Below are 20,203 nucleotides of genomic sequence, written 5' to 3' on the forward strand. Positions count from 1 at the left end.
GTCAGGGGTCCAGACGGTCGCGGGCTGGTCAGACCGGGTCGGGGCCGGCCGGGACGTCCACCCCGTGCACCATGGACGGCGGCCCGGCGAAGTACGGCCCAAGCGCCGCGCGCCAGCGGACGAAACGGTCGGATTCGCGGAAGTTCTTCAGGTGGCTGTCCAGGTCGTCCCACTCGACCAGCAGCACGAAGCTGGACGGCGACTCGATGCCCCGCGTCAGCCGCGCGGACCGGCAGCCGGGCGTGTCGACCACCTCCGTGCGCGCCTCCCGGTAGGCGGCGGCGAACTTCTCCTCGGTGCCGGGCTGCACGTCGATCCGGGCGATCTCCAGAACGCCCGGCCCCTCGGCTCCGCTGTCCCCGCCGTCACTCACCGGCCGTCCCCTCGATGCGCCGCATGGTCCCGGTCATCCCCGGGTTCCGGCTGTCCCGCGTTCCCGGTCGCCATAGCGCCCAGTGTGTCACCGTCCGGGGATCGTGGTCCGCCGACCGGGGCAGGTGGGCACCGGCCGGCAGGGGTCAGTTGGCCATGTCGACGAATCTCGAGTAGTGCCCCTGGAAGGCGACGGTGACGGTGCCGGTCGGCCCGTTGCGATGCTTGGCGATGATGAGGTCCGCCTCGCCGGCGCGCGCCGACTCCTTCTCGACCGTGTCCTCCCGGTAGAGCAGGATGACCGCGTCGGCGTCCTGCTCGAGGCTGCCGGACTCGCGCAGGTCGGAGACCTGGGGGCGCTTGTCGGCGCGTTGCTCGGAGGCGCGGTTGAGCTGCGAGATCGCGACCACCGGCACGTCGAGCTCCTTGGCCAGCAGCTTCAGCGACCGCGAGATCTCGCTGACCTCCTGCTGGCGACTCTCGACCTTCTTCGGCGACGACATCAGCTGCAGGTAGTCGAGGATGACCAGACGCAGCTCGTTGCGCTGCTTGAGCCGACGGGCCTTGGCCCGGATCTCCATCATCGTCAGGTGCGGGCTGTCGTCGATGAACAGCGGTGCCTCGGCCACCTCGCCCATCCGCCGGGCCAACCTGGCCCAGTCGTCGTCGGTGAGCCGACCGGTGCGGATGTTCTGCAGCGACACCCGCGCCTCGGCCGACAGCAGCCGCATGGTGATCTCCATGCGGCTCATCTCCAACGAGAAGATGACCGAGGTCAGCCCGTTCTTGATCGACGCTGCCCGGGCGAAGTCCAAGCCGAGCGTCGAGTTGTGGGTCGGGATACAGGTCTCGCCCGCGAGGTAGAGGTGATCGGGACTGTCGACCTCGACGCACCGGACCGGCACAGACGCGATCGGTCGGACGTCCGTGATGTACCGCACCGCGGCCGCCGGGTGTCCGGTCGGCCGCAGTCGGGCGGCCTTGCGCGCAAGCCGGAAGACCTGATCCTGGGGAGCGAAGTTCACCGTGAAACAGGTGGACGTCTCCTCCGACCGGCCCCGCGTCCGCGTCGTCGTGACGGTCGCCCGACAGCCCAGCGAGAGAACGAGCTCACGGACCTCTCGGGCCAGCCTCGGGTTGGTGGTGGCGAACTGGGCGGTCGACCCGTTGCTCGCGACGGTGCCGTCGGCGTCCAGCAAACCTGCCAGCAGGTCACGGCGTTGCTGCTCGCTCGCCCGCAGATAGCCGGCCGGGATGTGCCGGTCGCCCAGCACACCGAGGGTGCGCAGCCGGGCCTGCAACGTCCCGGCCCGGGCGTGGCAGGAACGGCAACGCGGCCCGAAACCGGTGGTCCGGCCCCCGCAGTCCACGCAGCTTCGCACCGAGAGCGGCTCCGCGAGGAAACGCAGCTTGCCCCCGCAGGACTGGCCACAGGTGCGGACGCCGGGCATCGCGGCGGTGAACGGCCGCCCGCACACCGTGCAGGCCCTCTCGGTCGCCGCGGACCGCCGCAGCCCCGGTCGATGTCTCGCACTGGTGCTGCCCACGACCTCGTGTCCCCGGCGCCGGATCTCCTCGGAAATCTCCGGATCAGCCGAGGTCAGGCTCGCACAGGCCGCCGTTTCGTCGCCGAGCCAGGATCCCAGCACATACGGATCGACCGGCAGGTCGACCGCCGGCAGCTGGAACGGGCCGGCGACACGCACCGCATGGGTGCACCGGCGATCGGCAGTCCGACAACGCAGAGTGCGAGCGATCTCCTCCGTGGTGACCGGTCTGGTGAGCGTCGCGGTGCGGGAGCCCGAACGAACCGGACCGTCACGGCGAGGCTCCGCCCGGGTCTGCGTGATCCACTGATGCTGTCCGTCCGCCACGATCACGGACCCGTCGGAGAACTCGACCTCGTAGCACGGCCGGCCGTGCATCACGTCGGTGGCGGCGACCACGCGCGTCGGCCGCCCGTCGGCACCGATGAGCATGTCGCCGACGGCGACGCGGCCCATCGTCGTCCAGCCGGTCGGGGTGGGGAGCGCAGTCCCGAGGGCCAGCGCCTTACCGACGGCCGGGCGGGCCGCGACGATCCAGAGCTGGCCGCCGTGCAGGCCGTTGGTCAGCTCGTCGAGGTCCACGAAGCCGGTCGGCACGCCGGTCAGCGCGCCCTCGCCGCGGCCCTGGATCGACTCGATCTCCTCCAGGGCCGGGTTGAGCAGCTCTCCCAGCGGCAGGTAGTCGTCGTTCGCCCGCCGCTCGGTGACCTCGTACACGGCGGCCTGAGCGCGATCCACGACGTCGCTGACGTCGGGGGCGGCGCCGAAGGCGAGCTGGACGATGCGGGTGCCGGCCTCGGCGAGGCGGCGCAGGACCGCCTTCTCGGCGACGATGCGCGCGTAGTAACCGGCGTTCGCCGCGGTGGGCACGCTCGAGATCAGGGTGTGCATGTACCCCGGCCCGCCGACCCGTTCCAGCAGGTCGCGGCGGCTGAGCTCGGCCGCGACACTGATGACGTCGGCGGGCTCGCCCCGGCCGTACAGGTCGCCGATGACCTCGTAGACGAGTCCGTGGGCCGGGCGGTAGAAGTCCGCCATCCGCAGGACCTCGACGACGTCGGCGATGGCGTCCTTCGACAGCAGCATGCCGCCGAGCACGCTCTGCTCGGCCGGGAGGTCGTGGGGCGGGGTCCGCTCGAACTCCGCGCCGCCGCCTGCGCCGCCGCGCGAGATCTCCGTGACGCTCACGACGCACCCTCCCCGCTCTCCCGCAGATCCAGATTCGAACACATGTTCGTACACATCGGGGCTGCGGTCAACGGGCCACGCCACCGCGCCCAGCAGATCTCGGCCACTCGTCGACCCCCGTCACGCCGCGTCCGACACGGCGACCGCCACGCGACCCGGGTACCGGCGAGCGGCCGTTGAGCTGGCCGGGCGAGTCCGGCTGACCCAGTGTGGAGGGTCCGACCATACGGATCGACGAGCACCCCCACCAAAAAGTTATCCACAGGCCCATGTGGAAAAGCTGTGGGTAACCTGCCGGAACCTGGGGAGGAGCTCGGGACAGCGGCTCACACCCTGTGGAAAACAAGGATCACAAGGCCGAGGGTCCGCAGGCACCGCAAGCACAGCCGACCCGCCTCCTGTGGATAAAACAAGGCGGAAGAAAGTTCGCTGCGGACCGGTCCCGCAACGACGAACTCCCCCGGACCGAGGACCACCACTGGGGTGGGTCGGCCGGGGGAGTTCGTCAGTCCGGGGCATCCGCGCCTCGGCGGCGAGGCGGCAGTGCCGCCTCGCGAGGGCAATGCCGCCTCACCCGAGGGCGGTGCCGCCGGTCCTAGGCCTTCTTGACCTGGAGCTTCACCGACGCCGTCACCTCGGGGTGAAGGTGGACGGCAACGGTGTACGCCCCGAGCGACTTGATCGGCGTGGTCAGTTCGACCCGCCGACGGTCCAGCTCGGGACCGCCCGCCGCGGTGACGGCCTCGACCACGTCGGCCGCCGTCACCGAGCCGAACAGCCGGCCTTCCTTGCCGGCCCGGCTGATCAGCTCGACCTTGAGGCCGCCGAGCTGGCCGGCGATCTCCTGGGCGTGGCCGAGGTCGCGGACCGCCCGAGCCGAGCGGGCCCGCTTGATCTGCTCGACCTGGCGCTCCGCGCCCTTCGTCGCGAGGATCGCGTACTTGCGCGGCACCAGGTAGTTGCGCCCGTAGCCGTTGGCGACCTCGACGATGTCACCCGGGCTGCCGAGGCCGGGGACCTCCTGGGTCAGGATGAGCTTCATCCCGCCACCCCCTAGCGGGCCGAGGCGGTGTAGGGCAGCAGCGCCATCTCGCGGCTGTTCTTCACCGCCGTCGCCACGTCGCGCTGGTGCTGGCTGCAGTTGCCGCTCACCCGCCGGGCACGGATCTTGCCCCGGTCCGAGATGTACTTGCGCAGCAGCGAGGTGTCCTTGAAGTCGATGTACTCGACCTTGTCCTTACAGAAGACGCAAACCTTCTTCTTGGGCTTGCGCACGGCCGCCTTGGCCACGGATGTGCTCCTACCTCGTTGTGTCGACCGCGAGGACGACGAGCGCCCGCTCAAAACGGAGGCTCGTCTGAGTAGCCACCGGCCGGCTGCTGCGACCAGGGGTCATCATTCGGGACTCCGCCGGCCGGCGCACCGGAGGGGACGCCGGCGGGCGCACCGAAGCCGCCGCCAGTGCCGCCACCGCCGCTGTAGCCACCGCCACCACCGCCGTAACCGCCACCACCGCCGCCACCACCACTGCCGCCACCGCGGGCGGCGCGGACGACCTTGGCGGTCGCGTAACGCAGGCTGGGGCCGACCTCGTCGACCTCGAGTTCAATCACAGTGCGCTTCTCACCCTCGCGAGTCTCGAACGAGCGCTGCTTGAGCCGGCCCGTGACGATGACCCGGGCGCCCTTCTGCAGCGACTCGGCGACGTGCTCGGCGGCCTGACGCCAGATGGAACAGCGCAGGAACAGCGCCTCGCCGTCTTTCCACTCGTTGGTCTGGCGGTCCAGCGTGCGCGGCGTGGAGGCGATGGTGAAGCTCGCCACCGCGGCGCCGTTCGACGTGAACCGCAGCTCGGGGTCGCTGGTCAGGTTGCCAACGACGGTGATGACCGTCTCACCGGCCACGGGCGCCCTCCCGGATGTCGGCGGTCCACGACGGCGCGCAGATCGCCGTCACCGCGGACCAGGTCATGCCGCCACCCGGCGGCTCTGGCGAGGCTTCTTCGGCTCGGGAAGCCGGATGACCTTCGTGCGGATGACCGACTCGTTCAGAACGAGCTGACGGTCGAGCTCGGCGACCACGTCCGGCTCCGCGTGCAGGTCGATCACCGCGTAGATGCCCTCGTTGCTCTTGGCGATCTCGTAGGCGAGCCGGCGCCGGCCCCAGATGTCGACCTTCTCGACCACGCCGCCGCCCTGCCGGACGACGCCGAGGTACTGGTCGAGAGACGGCGCAACGGTGCGTTCCTCGAGATCCGCGTCGAGGATCACCATGAGTTCGTAATGACGTGCCAAGGGTGAACCCACCTCCTGTGGACTCAGCGGCCACGGATTCTCCGTGGCAGGAGGAGCCGTGGATCGGGTCTGCGCCGACGCGGACGAGCGCGGCCGCGCTGATCCAGGAGGGACCGCGCACCGGCACATCCGGACGGTCAGCAGTGCACTGCGGCCGCTCGCGGCAGGCTGACGATCCCGAGGAGATCGCCGGCTGACCAGCGAACAAACGCGTGCCCCGACGCACGGCGTGTCTCGACGAGCTTACTCGATCCTTTTCGGCACCCCGGGCGCCCCGACGACCAGGACCACACGCAGCCAGGCGGTCGCCACCCCGGCCAGGCAGACGAGATCAACCGAGACGAGCAACCCACGCAGGTGCCGTGACGGGGTGGGATCCGCGATCGCCAGCCCGAGCACGGCGAGCGCGGCCAGGCCCGCGATCCCGGCCGCCAGGTGGGCGAGGGAGCGCGGACCCAGGCCCGCGCCGCCGTCCGACCGGCCGCCGTCCGACCGACCACCGCCCAAGCGACCACCGCCCAAGCCCAGACCGTCCGAGCGACCGCCGTCTGCGCGAACGCCGTTCGAGCGCACACCGTCTGCGCGGTCCGCAGAGGCGTCCGCGCCGGCCCCGGATCCGGCGTCGGGTCGACCCGGCCGGGGATCCCCGGTATCCACCGCATCGCCCTTTCGTCACGTGGCCCCGACGCGGCGACACGCGCGTCAGCGACATCGTCGCGCATCCCCCGCCCGCAGGGTCGTACCACCGCGCCGACATGCGGCACGTCGCCGGGTCAGTCGACCCACTGGCCCTGGGTGAAGGCGATGACCAGCGTCGCCATCACGGGGGTGCACAGAAGCAGGTACACCGGCGCGACCCGGGGACTGCGCGCGGCAGCCCGCGCGAGCAGCAGGTAGAGCGGAAAGGCGACCAGGATTCCGCGAATCCCCGAGGCGTAGTAGTTCGTGCAGGCCATGATCGTGGTCATCACGCCGACGAAGGTCGCCTCCCCCCACCTCCGGCCGATCAGCAGGACGACCGTCAGCAGCACGCCGACGACCACCGCGAGCAGCTCCCCCCGCCAGAACCACACGAAGGTCGACGCCCCGTTGCCGTCGGTCGCCGACGACCAGGTGGTCGCCCACCCGGACCAGGGCCAGTCGGTGCCGCGATGCCAGCCGTCGCGCATGGCGTCGGTGTAGGCCCCCCAGCCGCCGGTGCGCGCGCGCAGGTAGCCCAGGTAGGCGAGGACGGGGATCGGCGGAAGGGCCAGCGCGAGCGCCGGCCAGGCGAACACCGGCCGTCCCGCGGCACGGCGGCCGACGACGTACTGCACGGCGAGCGCCACGCCGAAGGCGACGCCGCTGATCCGCGTGCTCGCCGCCCCCGCGCCGAGCAGGCCGGCCAGCCACCAGCGCTGCCGGCGGGCGGCCAGCCAGGACGCCGTCGCGAACGCCAGGAACAGCCCCTCCGAATAGGCGGCGAACAGGAACACCGCGTACGGGAAGGAGATCAGGCTGACGACGGCGAACCTCGCGGCCGGGGCCCCCACCTCGTCCGCGGCCAGCCGCCAGAGCGCGGCCGCGGTGACGGCGCCGGCGAGCAGGGAGACGACGAGACCGGCGACGATCCAGTCCGGCACGACGAGATGGACGAGGCGGATGGCCAGCGGCAGGCCCGGGAAGTCGACCTCGGTGCGGTCCGAGTAGGCGGGGGAGAGATAGCCGTACCGGGCGACCTTGGTGAACAGGCCGACGTCCCAGTGGTCCCAGAGGGTGCGCAGCCCGGGGGCGTCGCGGGCCGGGCGCGAGGTCAGCGCCCTCGCGGCGGCGAGGGAGAGCAGCGCGACGGCGATCCGGCTGCCGAGCCAGAGCGGCAGCGTGGCCCGAACGGACTCCGGCAGGCGGGACCAGGCCGCACGGGCGGTGTGGATGCCCCGAGCGGACGGACTCCGCGCGGCGGAGGTGCCGTCCGGCTCGGCCAGATGGCCCCGACCGGATGGGATCGCCGGGTGGGACGGCTCGGCGGCGTCGGCGGACGGATCCTGAGAGGCCGCCTCAGCCACCAGCGGATCCGCTTCCATCGGGGTCCGGGCTGTCGAGGGTGTCCGACCGGTTCTGCCGCGGCCGGAACAGCGCCCCCGGTTCCAGCGGCGCGAGCTCCGGCCGCGGGGCGGACTCGCCTGCCGGCCCCGCTGCGGGCGACGCGTCGACGGCGGTCGGCGAGGCCGTGACGGCTGCCGGCGAGGCCGTGACGGCTGCCGGCTCCGGGACGCCACGCGCCGGCCTCGTCGGCCGGCCCCGCCAGCCACCGCGCACGTCAGGCGCGTGATCCAGGAAGCCTCCGGCCGGGTCGTCCACCGCGTCCGGGTCCAGCCCCGCCGCCGGCTGATCCACGGCGAGTCGGTCGGCCGGGTCGAGCGACCCGCCGGCCCGCACCACATCCGCCCGCGGATGCAGGATCTCCCGCACCACGAACGCCGCCAGGACGAGCAGCACCAGGTCGCGCAGCGCCACCGCGCCCACGAACCAGCCCCGGTCGATCCCGCGCCGGCCCTGGGTGTCGTTGTAGATGAAATGCATGAAGCGGGTGAACAGGACCCACGCCTCGCAGGCCTGCCAGAGCAGGAACAGCCGCCACCGCGGCCGGGCCAGCGCGACCAGGGGGAGCAGCCAGATCGTGTACTGCGGCGAGAAGACCTTGTTGCTCAGCAGGAACGCGACGACCAGTAGGAACAGCACCTGGGGCAGCCGCGGCCGGCGCGGCGCGAACCAGGTGAGCAGCCCGATCGCGACGACCGCGACCACCAGGGTCGCGGCGGTGATGATGTTCAGTGTCCCGATGGGCAGGCCGTGCTCGCGGATGCCCTGCAGGACCAGCGGGACGCCGATCGCGACGGTCCCCCACGCCGCCACCGCCGAGGCGGCGACGAGGCGGCGGGTGTCCGGGCGGTGCACGATGAGCGCCGCCGCCACCGCCAGGACGACGACCGCCGTCACCGCGCAGACCACCAGGTGCAACGGGCCGAACCAGGCGGGGTCGTGACGGTCGGCGAGCCAGGTCGCGCCGAAGGCCACCGAGTCCCAGTCGGCGCCCCGGTCGGAGTTCAGGTCGATGAACCGGGCGAGACCGTTGCGGGCCCCGTCCGGGCCCCCGCCGACCAGGCGCAGCCAGTCCCCGCCGCGCCAGAAGGTCGTCCAGATGCTGTCGCCGACCTTGTTGCCCTGCTCGTTGAAGTAGCCGGCGGACAGCCACAACGGCACGATGACGACGATCACCGTCACGATCGCCGTGGTGACGGTCTTCGCCAGCTCCCGCATCTTCCCGGCCCGCAGGCAGAGAAAGCCCAGCCCGAGCAGGAACAGCACCGGGTACAGCTTGGTGAGGATGCCCAGGCCGAGCAGCAGGCCGGCCAGCCGCGGTGCCCGTCTGGACCAGGCGAGCAGACCGCCGGCCGCGAACGCCACCGCGAGGATGTCCCAGTTCGTCAGCAGATGCAGGACCAGCGCGGGCGCCAGCGCGAACAGCGCCGCGTCCCAGACCCGCCGGGATCCGGCCGTCAGCGCGGTGCAGAGCACCGCCACGCACGCGGCGACCATGAACAGCAGCGCCGTGAGGTCGTAGAAGACGGCCGAGCGCCGGTCCATCGTGTAGTGGTCGAACACCCGGCGGCCGTTGTCGTCCCGGTAGACCGCCTTCGGGCCGGAGGCGTGGCCCGCGGGCCAGGAGATGAGGGCCATCGCCGCGCCGATCAGCGGCGGGTACTCCGTCGGGTAGTCCAGGTAGGGGATCTTCCCGTCGACCAGGCCCTCCTGGCTGTAGAGGGCGACGACGTCCGAGTAGCACAGCGCGCTGTACTGGTGCTCGTGCGTCCAGGTGCGGGTGTCCCGACAGCCGATCTTCTGCGTGTAGCCGAGCACGCTGGCCACGATGACCAGGGCCATCAGCACGCGCAGCGGGGTCAGCCAGGTCCGCCGGTCCGCCAGGACCGCGTGTTCGCCGGGCGGCCCGCCGATGAGCTGGCTCGCGCCCGCCACGACCGGGTCCTCCCGGGCCGGGCTGACGCGGGCGGGAGACGCCGGTGTCGTGGCCATGCGGGTCATTGTGGTACACGGCCAGGCGGGCGTCCGACCTCACCCGCGCGGAGCGCGAGAAGCGGTCCCGGGTGCGGAACCGCTGGACGGACCGGTGGACGGACCACCCCCCGCCGCGGCGGATTCGGGATTGCGGGTGCGCATCTCGACGACACCCCGATGTCCCGAACCCGCCGGCGCGGTCGGCCCACCGGTCACCCCAAAGGGTCCCCGAAGAGCCCCGTCGGTCTGGGCGAACCGTTCGGGCGGTTCGCACCGCCGGGCTGCTGCGGCTGCTGCTGCTGCTGCGGTTGCTGCGGCTGCTGCGGCTGCTGCTGCTGGCCGCCGCCGTTCCCGCCGAACAGGCCGCCCAGCAGATCGGTGAGGCCCGACGTCGGCGCGGCGCTCGGAGTGTCCGTCGGCGTGGGCGTGGGGTCCGGCTCGTTGTCCTGGACCAGTCCACCGAACGCCGGCGGGTCGAACGTCGACTTCGGGACCCCCTGCAGGGCCGCGTCCATGAAGGCCTTCCAGACCCTGGCCGGCAGAGTTCCGCCGTACACCCCGTCCGCCGCACCCGGGATGCCCTTGAGCTGGTCGGTGTTCAGGCCCTTGCCGCGGAACATGTCGACGCAGGAGGCGATCTCCTTCGTGTATCCGCAGAACCAGGCAGACCGGAAGTCGGTCGAGGTACCGGTCTTCCCGGCGGCCTCGCGGCCACCGGCGAGCGCGGCCCGGTGCCCGGTACCGCTCGGATCGGTGATCACGCTCTGCAGCGCGTAGGTCGCGTCCCGGGCGACCGAGCTCGGGATGGCCTGCTTCGCGTTCTGGTCGGCACCCGAGTAGATCACCTGGCCGCTGCCGTCCACGACCTTGTCCACCATGTGGGGTTTGGCCCGCACCCCGTTGCTGGCGAGGACCGCGTAGACCGACGTCATGTCGATGGGGTAGACGTTGTCCTTGCCCAGGGTGATACCGGCAACCGGTTCCAACGTGGTCGAGTCACGGATGCCCAGGTTGCGCGCGGTGGAGATGACGTTGTTGACGCCGATGTTCTGGCCGAGCGGCACGAACACGGTGTTGATCGAGGCGGCGGTCGCCTGGATGAGGTTCTTGTAGCCGAGGTCGCCGCCTTCGCTCTCGTCGTTGCCGACCTCGTAACCGGGGAGAACCGCCTTGGCGGGCGCCGCGAACGTCGACTTCAGGTTGATGTTCTTCTGGAGCGCGGCCACCAGGGTGATCGTCTTGAAGGTCGACGCGGACTGCACCTGCGCCGTGGCCACGTTGTCCTCGTACTGCTCGCGGCCCTGCGCATCCTTGCCGTAGAGCGACCCTCCGTACCAGGCAAGGATGCGGCCGGTCCCGGGTTCGACCGCGGACAGGCCGGTCCGCAGATCCGGCACCGCCGCATAGGCGGTGCTCAGCACGCTGGTGACCGCGTTGAACGCGGCCATCTGGCGACCCTTGTCGATCGTGGTGGTGATGCGCAGGCCACCGCGGTTGATCTGGTCGTCGGTGATCCCCCCCGCCTTCAGCTCACGCTTCACCTCGTCGCGGATGTAGGCGACCTGGGCGGAGGTGGTGGTGGAGTCGCTCGCCATGGCGGCGACCGGTGGGGGCTGCTCGCCGGTGATGGACGCGGGCGCCCAGCCCTTCGCGGCCATCGTCGCGACGACGTCATGCCAGCGGTTGGCCGCCGGGCCCGGATTCTTCGCCGGATCGAGGTAGTTCGGCGATCGGATCAGGCCCGCGATCACCGCACCCTGCTGGGCCGTGAGGTTCGCGGCCGTCGTGTTGTAGTACGCCTTCGCCGCGGCCTCGATGCCGTAGGCACCGCGGCCGAAGTAGATCGTGTTCAGGTAGAACTCGAGGATCTGGTCCTTGGAGTACTTGCGGTCCAGCTTCACCGCGAGGACGATCTCCCGCATCTTGCGGCTGAACGTGCGTTCCTGGCTCAGGTAGGCGTTCTTCGCGTACTGCTGAGTGATCGTCGAGCCGCCCTGGAGCTCGCCACCGGTGACGTTGACGTAGAGCGCCCGGGCGATGCCCTTCGGCGAGATGCCGGGCTCGCTGTAGAAGTTCTTGTCCTCGGCCGCGAGCACCGCGTGCTGCATGTCCTTGGACACCTGGGCCAGCGGCACGTCGGTGCGGTTCACCGTCCCGATGCGCGCGAGCTCGTCGCCGGTGCCCTGGTTCGACCCGGCCGGCGGGCCGTAGAAGATGATCGAAGTCTGGTCGGTCTTCACCTCGCCGGGCAGCGGCACCCGGGTCGCCGCGTAGACGACGGCGACGCCGGCGGCGAACAGCAGGATCGACGAGAAGACCCCGGCCAGCACGAGCCGGCGCAGCCAGCGGGGCCGCCGCCGCCACCACTTCGGGCCACGACGTCCCTCGCCCGGTCGGCGGGAACGACCGCCGCCCGGGCCGCCGGGCCCGTCGGGTCCGCCCGGTCCGTCCGGACCTCCCATCGCCGCCCGGGACGAGCGCGTGGGCGCCCCGCGCCCCGGCCCGGTGCGCGCGGACGCGGGCGCGGGCGCGGGCCGGCGGGCACCGGATCCCCCCGGGCCGGTGCGGCCCTCGGCCGCCTCCAGCTCGCCGACCCGCAACGCCATCCGTTCGGTCGCCCGGGTGGGCCGGTCACGGCGCCGCCCGGCGACCCGGCGCACCGGCGTCACCTCCGTCATCCCGGCACCGTCCGCCGCGCCTCGCCCAGCCTGCTCCGCCGTCACCTTGCGGTAGACGGTCGCATCGGCGGTGCGTTCGCTGACGTCGACCCGGCGCAGTGCCGCCTGGTCGACGGTGTCGTAGAGCGTGTTCACCTTCGCCGAGGTCCGCGGCGCGCCTGCGGCCCGATCGCGTCCCGCCGGTGGCGGCGGTGGGCCGGACGGGCGGTCCAGCTCGGGCCCACCACGGTCGCCGGCTCCGGGCATCCCACCCGAGCGACGGTCCGGCACACCCCGACCCCCCGTGCGCTCCCGTCCCCGCCCGCCGCGGACGGCGGGCTCGTCGCCGGCCGGCCGGTCGGCCCGGCGACGTGGATCGGTTCCGTCCCCGCCCACGGGCGGCTGATCGGGGCGGGCGCCACCCCTCGGGTCCACCGCCGGGACAAACGGCCCGGCCGCGACCGCGCGGGTGGCTCCCGCGTCGCGAGGCCGGCCGGTCTCGCGGAACGTCGCCGGATCACGGGGGGCTCCCGCGACGCGGCCGGGTGCGTCGGATGGTGTCTGCCGGCCCGCCGCGCGGGTCGCGGGCCATTCGGGTGCGCCGCCGGGCAGCGACCGCTCGACCGCCGCCCGGTCGGGCGTTCCCCGGTCGGGCGTTCCCCGCTCCGGTGCCCGCCCGGGGCTGGCAACCCGCTCGGGGGCGGCGCCCCGCTCGGGGGAGATACCACGCTCGGAGGAGACACCACGCCCGGACGCGCGGCCGGCCCGCTCGTCGGCGACGGGATCGGGACCGGGACCGGGCGGCACCCCACGACCGGCGGCCCGGGCCACCGAGCCGTGGTCGGGTACCCAGCCGGCGGTCGGGATCGCCGCGGCGCCGGCACCCGGACGCCGGTCGGGCTGCGCCGCCTCGACGGGAGCCACCGCACGAGGCGGCGGTCCCCCGACACGTCCGGCGGGACCGGCCGCCCCCGCCCGACCGACGACTCCCTGCGACCCGACAACTCCCTGCGACCCGACGACTCCCTGCGACCCGCCGGCTCCGGGTGGCCCGGCAACTCCCGCTGGCCCGGCAACTCCCGCTGGCCCGGCAACTCCCGCTGGCCCGGCGGATCCGGCAGGCCCGGCAGGCCCGGCGGATCCGGCAGGCGGCACCAGCGCGGTGCGCTCGCCGCGTCCCGCTGCGGGTCGACCGGCCGCCGGTACCAGGGCGGTGCGCTCGCCGCGGGGGCGGTCGACCGACGGCGGGCCGTCGTGGCCGGCCCGGGCAGGCGAATCCGGCCGATCCGGCTGGCCGGCTCGGGCAATCCGGTCGGGCCTGGCCCGATCGGGGGACGCCTCCTGAGGCTGGCCGGGTTCGGACCGCATCGGGTCCGCATCCGGGCCGCCCCGGTAGGCGCCTCGGTCGTAGGGAGAGCTCACCGACCGCTCCATCCGTCGCTCTGGGACTCCCCGGTCGCCGCTCCGCCACAGGGGACGGGCCGGCACCCCCGACCGCTACCGAAGGTCCGGCCCCCACCGGTCCGATCCGGCCGGAACCCGGCTGTGGGGGAGGTCGACGGCCTCAGGCCCTGGGCAGGAGTCGGCCGACCAGACAGGACCGGGCCATCCGCCGGGCTCACCCCGGCAAGGTCACGAAACGGAACCACTCGTGGTCGGCACCACGCCTGGACCCGTCGCGACACCCACATGGCAGACCAGGATCTCACGCCAGATTCCGCCCGCTCGCGCAGGGCGCCCGGAGCGCCGTCGCGTCGCAGCGCCCAGCGCCGCGGCGCGGCCGGAGAACAGAGGGTTCGAGGGGAGCGCGCAGAGACGCGGTGGAGGGGAGCGGGGGAGGGCGGGAAACGCCGCCGTCAGGTGTCGGCGGCTCGGCGGTGCTGGCGCTTCGCCTTCGGCTCGCCGGTGCCGATCACGTAGGACGTGATCAGATGGTTCCACCCGCACGGACGGCACACCTCGACGACGTAGACCCGCAGCTCGCTGTACCTCGCCGCGAGCGCCGGGAGGTCCTTCGTCGCCCGCACGCGGCCGGAGCTCTCCCCAAGTTCGTCACCGTAGGTGTAGGTGACGTGGATGAGCGGATCGGCACCGCGGCAGACCGGGCACCGCTTGCTGGTCGGCTCGCCGTGGTACTTGGCGGCGCGCAGCAGGTACGGGTGCGCGTCACAGACGTCGAGCGAGGACACCCGCCCCGCGAACAGATCCGCGAGCGTCGCCCGGCGGGCGAGCGCGTAGTCGATGACCGACCGCGACCGCATGTTCCAACGGTACGCCGCGGACGTGTTCCAGGCAGATGGTCCGGACAGATGGTCACCGAACGGACTGCCGGCCGCCACCCGCGCGACGGCCGGGCCCGCGCGCCCCGGGCGGGGCCGCGACCACTGTGAGCCGGATGACACTGTGACGCCGCCCCTACTCACGGCGAGGTCGCCCGGTGGGCACCGCCAGCCTCAGCCCGGTCCCGCGGGCCCGTGGGCCTCGCCTGGGCTGGACCCCGATCACCCCTGCGACCAGGCAGTTCCCGGGGCGGCCACCGGCTGCGGCGAGATCACGGGGGACCGGGTCACGCCAGCCCCGGGCCGCGAGCGGAAGGGGCCGCGCCGCGACCCCGCCCGGAGGTGGAGGTGTCGTTGTGTCATCTCCTGGTCGCCGGATGGTCATTCCTGGTTGCGGCGCTCGTCCCGAGACGTCTATCCTCGATGTATCGATTCGATATGTCGGCGCGACAGTATCGACTCGGCAGTACGGGGCGACGGCACGAGCGAGACGCAGCGGGCAGCGCCGCACAGCCGGGAGCGCCACGCAGCGAGGCGGCAGACCGCGAGGCGATCAGGCCTGCGGCCGGGCACGGTCGAAGGAGGGTGGGTCATGCTGGAACTGGCGGTTCTCGCCCTGCTCTCCGAGAGCCCGATGCACGGTTACGAGCTGCGCAAGCGGCTGGCCGCGGTCCTCGGCGCGTTCCATCGGTTCAGCTACGGCTCGCTCTACCCCTGCCTGCGCCGCCTCGCGGACGCCGGATATGTCACCGCGGACGACGTCAGCGCGACGACCCGGCTCGGCGGGCGCAGTCGGGTCGTCTACACGCTGACCGGCGAGGGCAAGGAGAAGCTCGCCGAGCTGCTCGGTGAGGGTGGCCCGTCCTCCTGGGAGGACGAGATGTTCGGCGTGCGGTTCGCCTTCTTCGCGAAGACGGACGCCGCCGTCCGCCTGCGCATCCTGGAGGGGCGCCGGGGCCGGCTCGAGGAGCGCCGGGAGAAGGTCCGTTCGGCCCTGACCAGGACCGTCGAGCGGTTCGACACCTACACGCTCGAGCTGCAGCGCCATGGGCTCGAGTCGGTGGAACGCGAGGTCCGGTGGCTCAACGAGCTGATCGAGACGGAGCGGGCCAGCGCCCCGGCGGGGTTCACGGAACCACAGTTGTCCACAGCGTCCACAGGGTTGTCCACAGCTCCATCCACAGGATCGGAGCCATCCACAGGATCGGAGCCTGGCACGCTCCCCCCTCCCGCTCGTGGCGGCGGGACGGGGCGCCGGCCGGTCAGGCCGGCCCGAGCGGGCCGGACGGCCCGGCGGGACGGACGCGGCACCTATCTCGACGGCACGCACGGCGGCAACGACGGCGACGCGCGCGACCGGAACAGGCACGCCCCGGCCGAGGCCGGCCCGGACCCCGACGGTGAGGTTCCGGCCGGTCGGTGAGTGGCACCGCGCAGCGGCGCCCGCTCCCTGCCCTTCGGCTGGTGGGCGGCGCCGCGGCGGGCCGTATGCCCCGAATATTTCCACTTCCATAGAAATCGCAGCTAAGGAGCAGACCGTCATGGGTTCGGTACGTGTCGCCATCGTCGGCGTAGGCAACTGCGCCGCCTCGCTGGTCCAGGGGGTCGAGTACTACCGCGGCGCCGACCCGTCGGCGCAGGTCCCCGGGCTGATGCACGTGACGCTTGGCGACTACCACGTCTCCGACCTGACGTTCGTCGCCGCGTTCGACGTGGACGCCAAGAAGGTCGGCCGCGATCTCTCCGAGGCCATCGTCGCCAGCGAGAACAACACCATCAAGATCGCTGACGTGCCGCCGCTGGGCATCACCGTCTCCCGGGGGCACACCCTCGACGGCCTCGGCCGTTACTACCGGGAGACCATCGAGGAGTCCGACGAGACGCCGGTCGACGTCGTCGCCACCCTGCGGGAGTCCCGCGCCGACGTGCTCGTCTGCTACCTGCCGGTGGGTTCCGAGGACGCCGCGAAGTTCTACGCCCAGTGCGCCATCGACGCCGGGGTCGGCTTCATCAACTGCCTGCCGGTGTTCATCGCCGGCGTCCCCGAGTGGGCCGAGAAGTTCCGGGCCGCGGGCGTGCCGATCGTCGGCGACGACATCAAGTCGCAGGTCGGCGCCACTATCACCCACCGGGTGATGGCGAAGCTCTTCGAGGACCGCGGCGTCGTCCTCGACCGCACGATGCAGCTCAACGTCGGCGGCAACATGGACTTCAAGAACATGCTCGAGCGCGACCGGCTCGAGTCGAAGAAGATCTCCAAGACGCAGGCCGTGACCTCCCAGGTCTCCCACGACCTCGGCAAGGACAACGTGCACATCGGGCCGTCGGACTACGTGGCCTGGCTCGACGACCGCAAGTGGGCCTACGTCCGGCTCGAGGGTCGCGCGTTCGGCGACGTCCCGCTGAACCTGGAGTACAAGCTCGAGGTCTGGGACTCCCCCAACAGCGCCGGCGTGGTCATCGACGCGGTGCGCTGCGCCAAGATCGCCCTGGACCGGGGCATCGGCGGGCCGATCCTGTCCGCCTCGTCGTACTTCATGAAGTCCCCGCCGGAGCAGTACCGCGACAACGAGGCCCGCGACAAGGTCGAGGCGTTCATCCGCAACGAGGGCTGATCGGGGCGTCGGGTTCGGTCGTCCGGAGGGGGCGGCCGAACCCGACGGCACCACCCGGCCACGCCGCGACCGGCTCGACCGGGCCTGCGCGGGAGCACCGGTGACCTGAGTCGGGCCGGGTGGCCCTACGCTGACAGGCGTGGCATGGTCGGCGAACCTCCGCGAGCTGCTCGGCGGCCGCGGGTTCCGGATGCTGTACGCGGCCCGGCTCACCTCCCAGGCCGCCGACGGCGTCTTCCAGGCGACCCTCGTGAGCTACGTGCTGTTCTCCCCCGAGCGGGCGACGTCCGCGGGGGCGCTGGCCTCGTCCCTGGCGATCGTCGTGCTGCCCTTCAGCGTGATCGGCCCGTTCGCGGGCATCGTGCTCGACCGGACGTCCCGCCAGCGGGTGCTCGTGGTCAGCTCGCTCGTGCGGATGGTCCTCATGGCCATCCTGGTGGTCCTCATCGCCGCCGGGCGTACCGGCGTCGACTTCTACGCGGTGGCGCTCGCGTCGGTGAGTGTGAACCGTTTCGTCCTGGCGGCGTTGTCCGCCGGGCTGCCCGTCGTCGTCGACGTCGACCGCCTCGTCACCGCCAACGCCCTGTCGGTCACCTCCGGCACCGTCGCGACCCTGCTCGGCGCCGGCCTCGGCAGCGGGGTGCGGGGCCTCGTCGGCGGCGACGACCGGACGGTGGCCCTCGTCGCGGGCCTGGCGGCGATCGCCTACCTGTTGGCGATGGTGACGGCGGCGCGCTCCGGCCGGGACGATTTCGGGCCCGTGGTCGCCGTGCCCTGGCAGGGAGCCTGGCGGCAGGCCACCGAGGTCGTCGCCGACATGGTCGACGGCGCCCGCTACCTCGCCGGCCACGGCCCGGCGCGCCGCGCGCTCGCCGCGCTGACCAGCTCGCGGGCGGCCTACGGGCTGGTCCTCGTGATGACGGTGCTGCTGTACCGCAACTACTTCACCGGCAGCGAGGGCGGGCTGACCGGCCTCGCCGCCGTCGTGACCGCCAGCGGGGTCGGCACCGTCACCGCCGCCCTCGTGACCCCGCGGGCCACCCGGCGGATGCCGAAATCGAGCTGGATCACGCTGGTCCTGGTGTTCGGAGGCGTCGTCGAGGTGGCGCTCGGCCTGCCCTTCAGGGCTCCCCTGTTCATCGTCGCCGGCGCGCTGCTCGGGTTCTCCGCCCAGGCCAGCAAGATCTGCGTGGACACGATCGTCCAGGAGCAGACCGACGACGCCTACCGCGGCCGCGCCTTCTCGCTCTACGACCTGTTGTTCAACGTCGCCTTCGTGGCCGCGGCGGCGCTCGCCGCCGTCGTCCTGCCCGACGACGGCCGCTCGGCCGCGGTGGTCGTCGTCGCCGGGCTGGGCTACGCGCTGGCCGGGCTGGTGTACTACCGGGCCGCCCGCCGGCATCCCGAGGACCGGGTGATCCGCGGCGTGGGCGACGGACCACCGAGGCCGCATCCGGCCGTTCCCCCGCCCGGCGGTCCCGCCGACCCGGTCGATCCGACCGACTCCACCGGACGGATCAACCCGATCATCTCGGCGGGGCCGGCCGAGAGCCGCAGCTGACCCACCCCGACAGCCCCACAGCCCCACAGCCCCGACAGCGCCGACAGCGCCCGCTGCCCCCGGCCGCGTCGTCCCCCGGTCGGGCGGTCAGGCGTCCGGGATCGGCACCTCGTGCTCGCGGGCCCACCGGAACAGCTCCGCCTCGGCCGCCTCGCGTCCGACGAGGCCGCACTCGAAGCGGAACTCCAGCATGTGCGCGCGGGCCTGGCCCACCAGGCGCGACGGGGCAAGCCCCAGCAGCGCCATGATGTCGTCGCCGGACAGCTCCGGCCGGATCGCCGCGATCTCCTCCCGCGCGGCGAGGTCCGCGATCCGTTCCTCCAGCGAGTCGTAGGTACGCGACAGCGCCGCCGCCTTGCGCCGGTTGCGGGTGGTGCAGTCGGAGCGGACCAGCTTGTGCAGCCGGGTGAGCTGGGGGCCGGCGTCGTGGACGTAGCGACGCACGGCCGCGTCCGTCCACTCGCCCTCGCCGTAGCCGTGGAACCGCAGGTGCAGGTAGACGAGCCGGCAGATGGCGTCCGTGACGTCCTTGGGGAAGTGCAGGGCGGCCAGCCGGCGCCGCGTCATGTCCCGGCCGACGACCTCGTGGTGGTGAAACGACACCCGGCCGCCCGGGATGTGCCGCCGGGTGCGCGGCTTGCCGATGTCGTGCAGCAGCGCCGCCCAGCGCAGCACCTCGTCGGGCGCGCCCGGCTCCTCCAGGGCGATCGCCTGGCGCAGCACGGTCAGCGTGTGCGCGTACACGTCCTTGTGCTGGTGGTGCTCGTCGATCTCCATCCGCATCGCCGCGACCTCGGGCAGCACGATGTCGGCGACGCCGATCTCGACGAGCCGCTCCAGGCCCGCCACCGGATCGGCGGCGAGGAGGAGCTTGCGCAGCTCGTCCCGGATCCGCTCGGGGGAGACGATCGCGAGCCGCTCGGTCCGCGCGCGCATTGCCTCGACCAGCTCGGGCACCGGGGTCAGCCCGAGGGTCGCCTCGAACCGGGCCGCGCGCAGGATGCGCAGCGGGTCGTCGTCGAACGACGCCGCCGGGCTCGCCGGGGTACGCAGCACGCCGCGGGCGAGGTCGGCCATCCCGCCGAACAGGTCGACGAAGTCGTGGCCCGGGACCGACACCGCCATCGCGTTGACGGTGAAGTCCCGGCGGGACAGGTCCGCCTCCAGGCTGTCGCCGTAGGTGACCTGCGGGTTGCGGGACTGCCGGTCGTACGCCTCGCTGCGGTAGGTGGTGATCTCGAAGCGCAGGCCGCGACGGGCGAGCCCGACCGTGCCGAAGGCGATCCCCGCCTCCCAGGTGGCCTCCGCCCAGCCCCGGGTGATCTCCAGAACCCGCTCGGGCCGGGCGTCCGTGGCGAAGTCGAGGTCGGCCGGGGCGCCGCCGGCGCCCGTGGCACCCGTGGTGGGCCGGCCGAGCAGGGCGTCGCGGACCGACCCGCCGACGAGGTGCAGCAGGTGGCCGTGCGCGGCGAACACGCGCCCGAGCTCGTCCGCGGCCGGCGGCACCCTGAGCAGCTCACTCACCACCCGTTCGGCCGAGTCGCGCGGGTTGTCCAGACTGATCACTGACACACCTTCAGGTTACGGGGTTGGACGCGGTGAACCGGCACCTGGACGGACTGGGGACGATCACA

Annotated in this window: 15 protein-coding genes; 3 read left to right on the forward strand and 12 right to left on the reverse strand. The window is 72.7% G+C overall.

What is annotated here, in order from left to right; all coding sequences use genetic code 11:
- Positions 1–28: 28 nt before the first annotated feature.
- From FRAAL_RS29905 to FRAAL_RS29955, 11 genes are all read right to left on the reverse strand, one after another.
- Positions 29–373: an antibiotic biosynthesis monooxygenase family protein gene (locus FRAAL_RS29905; protein ID WP_011607881.1), complete on the reverse strand. Its 345-nt coding sequence runs from the start codon at positions 371–373 to the stop codon at positions 29–31.
- Between the two features lie 145 nt (positions 374–518).
- Positions 519–3,107 (reverse strand): replicative DNA helicase, encoded by a 2,589-nt coding sequence (dnaB, locus tag FRAAL_RS29910; protein ID WP_041939997.1) that lies wholly within the window; start codon positions 3,105–3,107, stop codon positions 519–521.
- Positions 3,108–3,702: 595 nt separating this feature from the next.
- Positions 3,703–4,149, reverse strand: coding sequence for a 50S ribosomal protein L9 (rplI, locus tag FRAAL_RS29915; RefSeq protein ID WP_011607885.1), 447 nt, complete (start codon positions 4,147–4,149; stop codon positions 3,703–3,705).
- Between the two features lie 11 nt (positions 4,150–4,160).
- Complete coding sequence (gene rpsR / locus FRAAL_RS29920) at positions 4,161–4,397, reverse strand: 30S ribosomal protein S18 (protein ID WP_009741495.1); 237 nt, start codon at positions 4,395–4,397, stop codon at positions 4,161–4,163.
- 50 nt (positions 4,398–4,447) lie between these two features.
- Complete coding sequence (locus tag FRAAL_RS29925) at positions 4,448–5,011, reverse strand: single-stranded DNA-binding protein (RefSeq protein WP_011607887.1); 564 nt, start codon at positions 5,009–5,011, stop codon at positions 4,448–4,450.
- 63 nt (positions 5,012–5,074) lie between these two features.
- Positions 5,075–5,401: a 30S ribosomal protein S6 gene (gene rpsF, locus FRAAL_RS29930; RefSeq protein WP_256788871.1), complete on the reverse strand. Its 327-nt coding sequence runs from the start codon at positions 5,399–5,401 to the stop codon at positions 5,075–5,077.
- A 243-nt stretch (positions 5,402–5,644) separates the two neighbouring features.
- The gene (locus FRAAL_RS29935) at positions 5,645–5,923 is read right to left on the reverse strand and encodes a hypothetical protein (RefSeq protein ID WP_083867064.1); all 279 of its coding nucleotides are present in this window, start codon (positions 5,921–5,923) and stop codon (positions 5,645–5,647) included.
- Positions 5,924–6,174: 251 nt separating this feature from the next.
- Positions 6,175–7,446: a glycosyltransferase family protein gene (locus FRAAL_RS29940; RefSeq protein ID WP_011607890.1), complete on the reverse strand. Its 1,272-nt coding sequence runs from the start codon at positions 7,444–7,446 to the stop codon at positions 6,175–6,177.
- Complete coding sequence (locus FRAAL_RS29945) at positions 7,439–9,484, reverse strand: glycosyltransferase 87 family protein (RefSeq protein WP_011607891.1); 2,046 nt, start codon at positions 9,482–9,484, stop codon at positions 7,439–7,441. The genes FRAAL_RS29940 and FRAAL_RS29945 overlap by 8 nt, the downstream gene beginning before the upstream one ends.
- A 185-nt stretch (positions 9,485–9,669) precedes the next feature.
- Positions 9,670–13,038 carry a transglycosylase domain-containing protein gene (locus FRAAL_RS29950; protein WP_231861431.1) on the reverse strand — a complete coding sequence of 1,123 codons (3,369 nt, stop codon included), beginning with the start codon at positions 13,036–13,038 and terminating at the stop codon, positions 9,670–9,672.
- Between the two features lie 932 nt (positions 13,039–13,970).
- The gene (locus FRAAL_RS29955; protein ID WP_011607893.1) at positions 13,971–14,375 is read right to left on the reverse strand and encodes a DUF5318 family protein; all 405 of its coding nucleotides are present in this window, start codon (positions 14,373–14,375) and stop codon (positions 13,971–13,973) included.
- Positions 14,376–14,985: 610 nt separating this feature from the next.
- On the opposite strand from FRAAL_RS29955, the gene FRAAL_RS29960 reads away from it, so the two are divergent.
- The 3 genes from FRAAL_RS29960 (at position 14,986) to FRAAL_RS29970 (ending at position 18,569) form a co-directional block, all read left to right on the forward strand.
- Positions 14,986–15,816 carry a PadR family transcriptional regulator gene (locus tag FRAAL_RS29960; protein ID WP_011607894.1) on the forward strand — a complete coding sequence of 277 codons (831 nt, stop codon included), beginning with the start codon at positions 14,986–14,988 and terminating at the stop codon, positions 15,814–15,816.
- Positions 15,817–15,934: 118 nt separating this feature from the next.
- Positions 15,935–17,008, forward strand: a complete 1,074-nt coding sequence (locus FRAAL_RS29965) for an inositol-3-phosphate synthase (protein WP_011607895.1) — start codon at positions 15,935–15,937, stop codon at positions 17,006–17,008.
- A 139-nt stretch (positions 17,009–17,147) separates the two neighbouring features.
- On the forward strand, positions 17,148–18,569 hold the full coding sequence (locus tag FRAAL_RS29970; protein WP_011607896.1) for an MFS transporter: 1,422 nt from the start codon (positions 17,148–17,150) through the stop codon (positions 18,567–18,569).
- Between the two features lie 87 nt (positions 18,570–18,656).
- On the opposite strand, the gene FRAAL_RS29975 is transcribed toward FRAAL_RS29970, so the two are convergent.
- Positions 18,657–20,135 carry a CCA tRNA nucleotidyltransferase gene (locus FRAAL_RS29975; protein WP_041939999.1) on the reverse strand — a complete coding sequence of 493 codons (1,479 nt, stop codon included), beginning with the start codon at positions 20,133–20,135 and terminating at the stop codon, positions 18,657–18,659.
- Positions 20,136–20,203: the final 68 nt, after the last annotated feature.

Source organism: Frankia alni ACN14a, from assembly GCF_000058485.1.
Lineage (GTDB): Bacteria > Actinomycetota > Actinomycetes > Frankiales > Frankiaceae > Frankia > Frankia alni.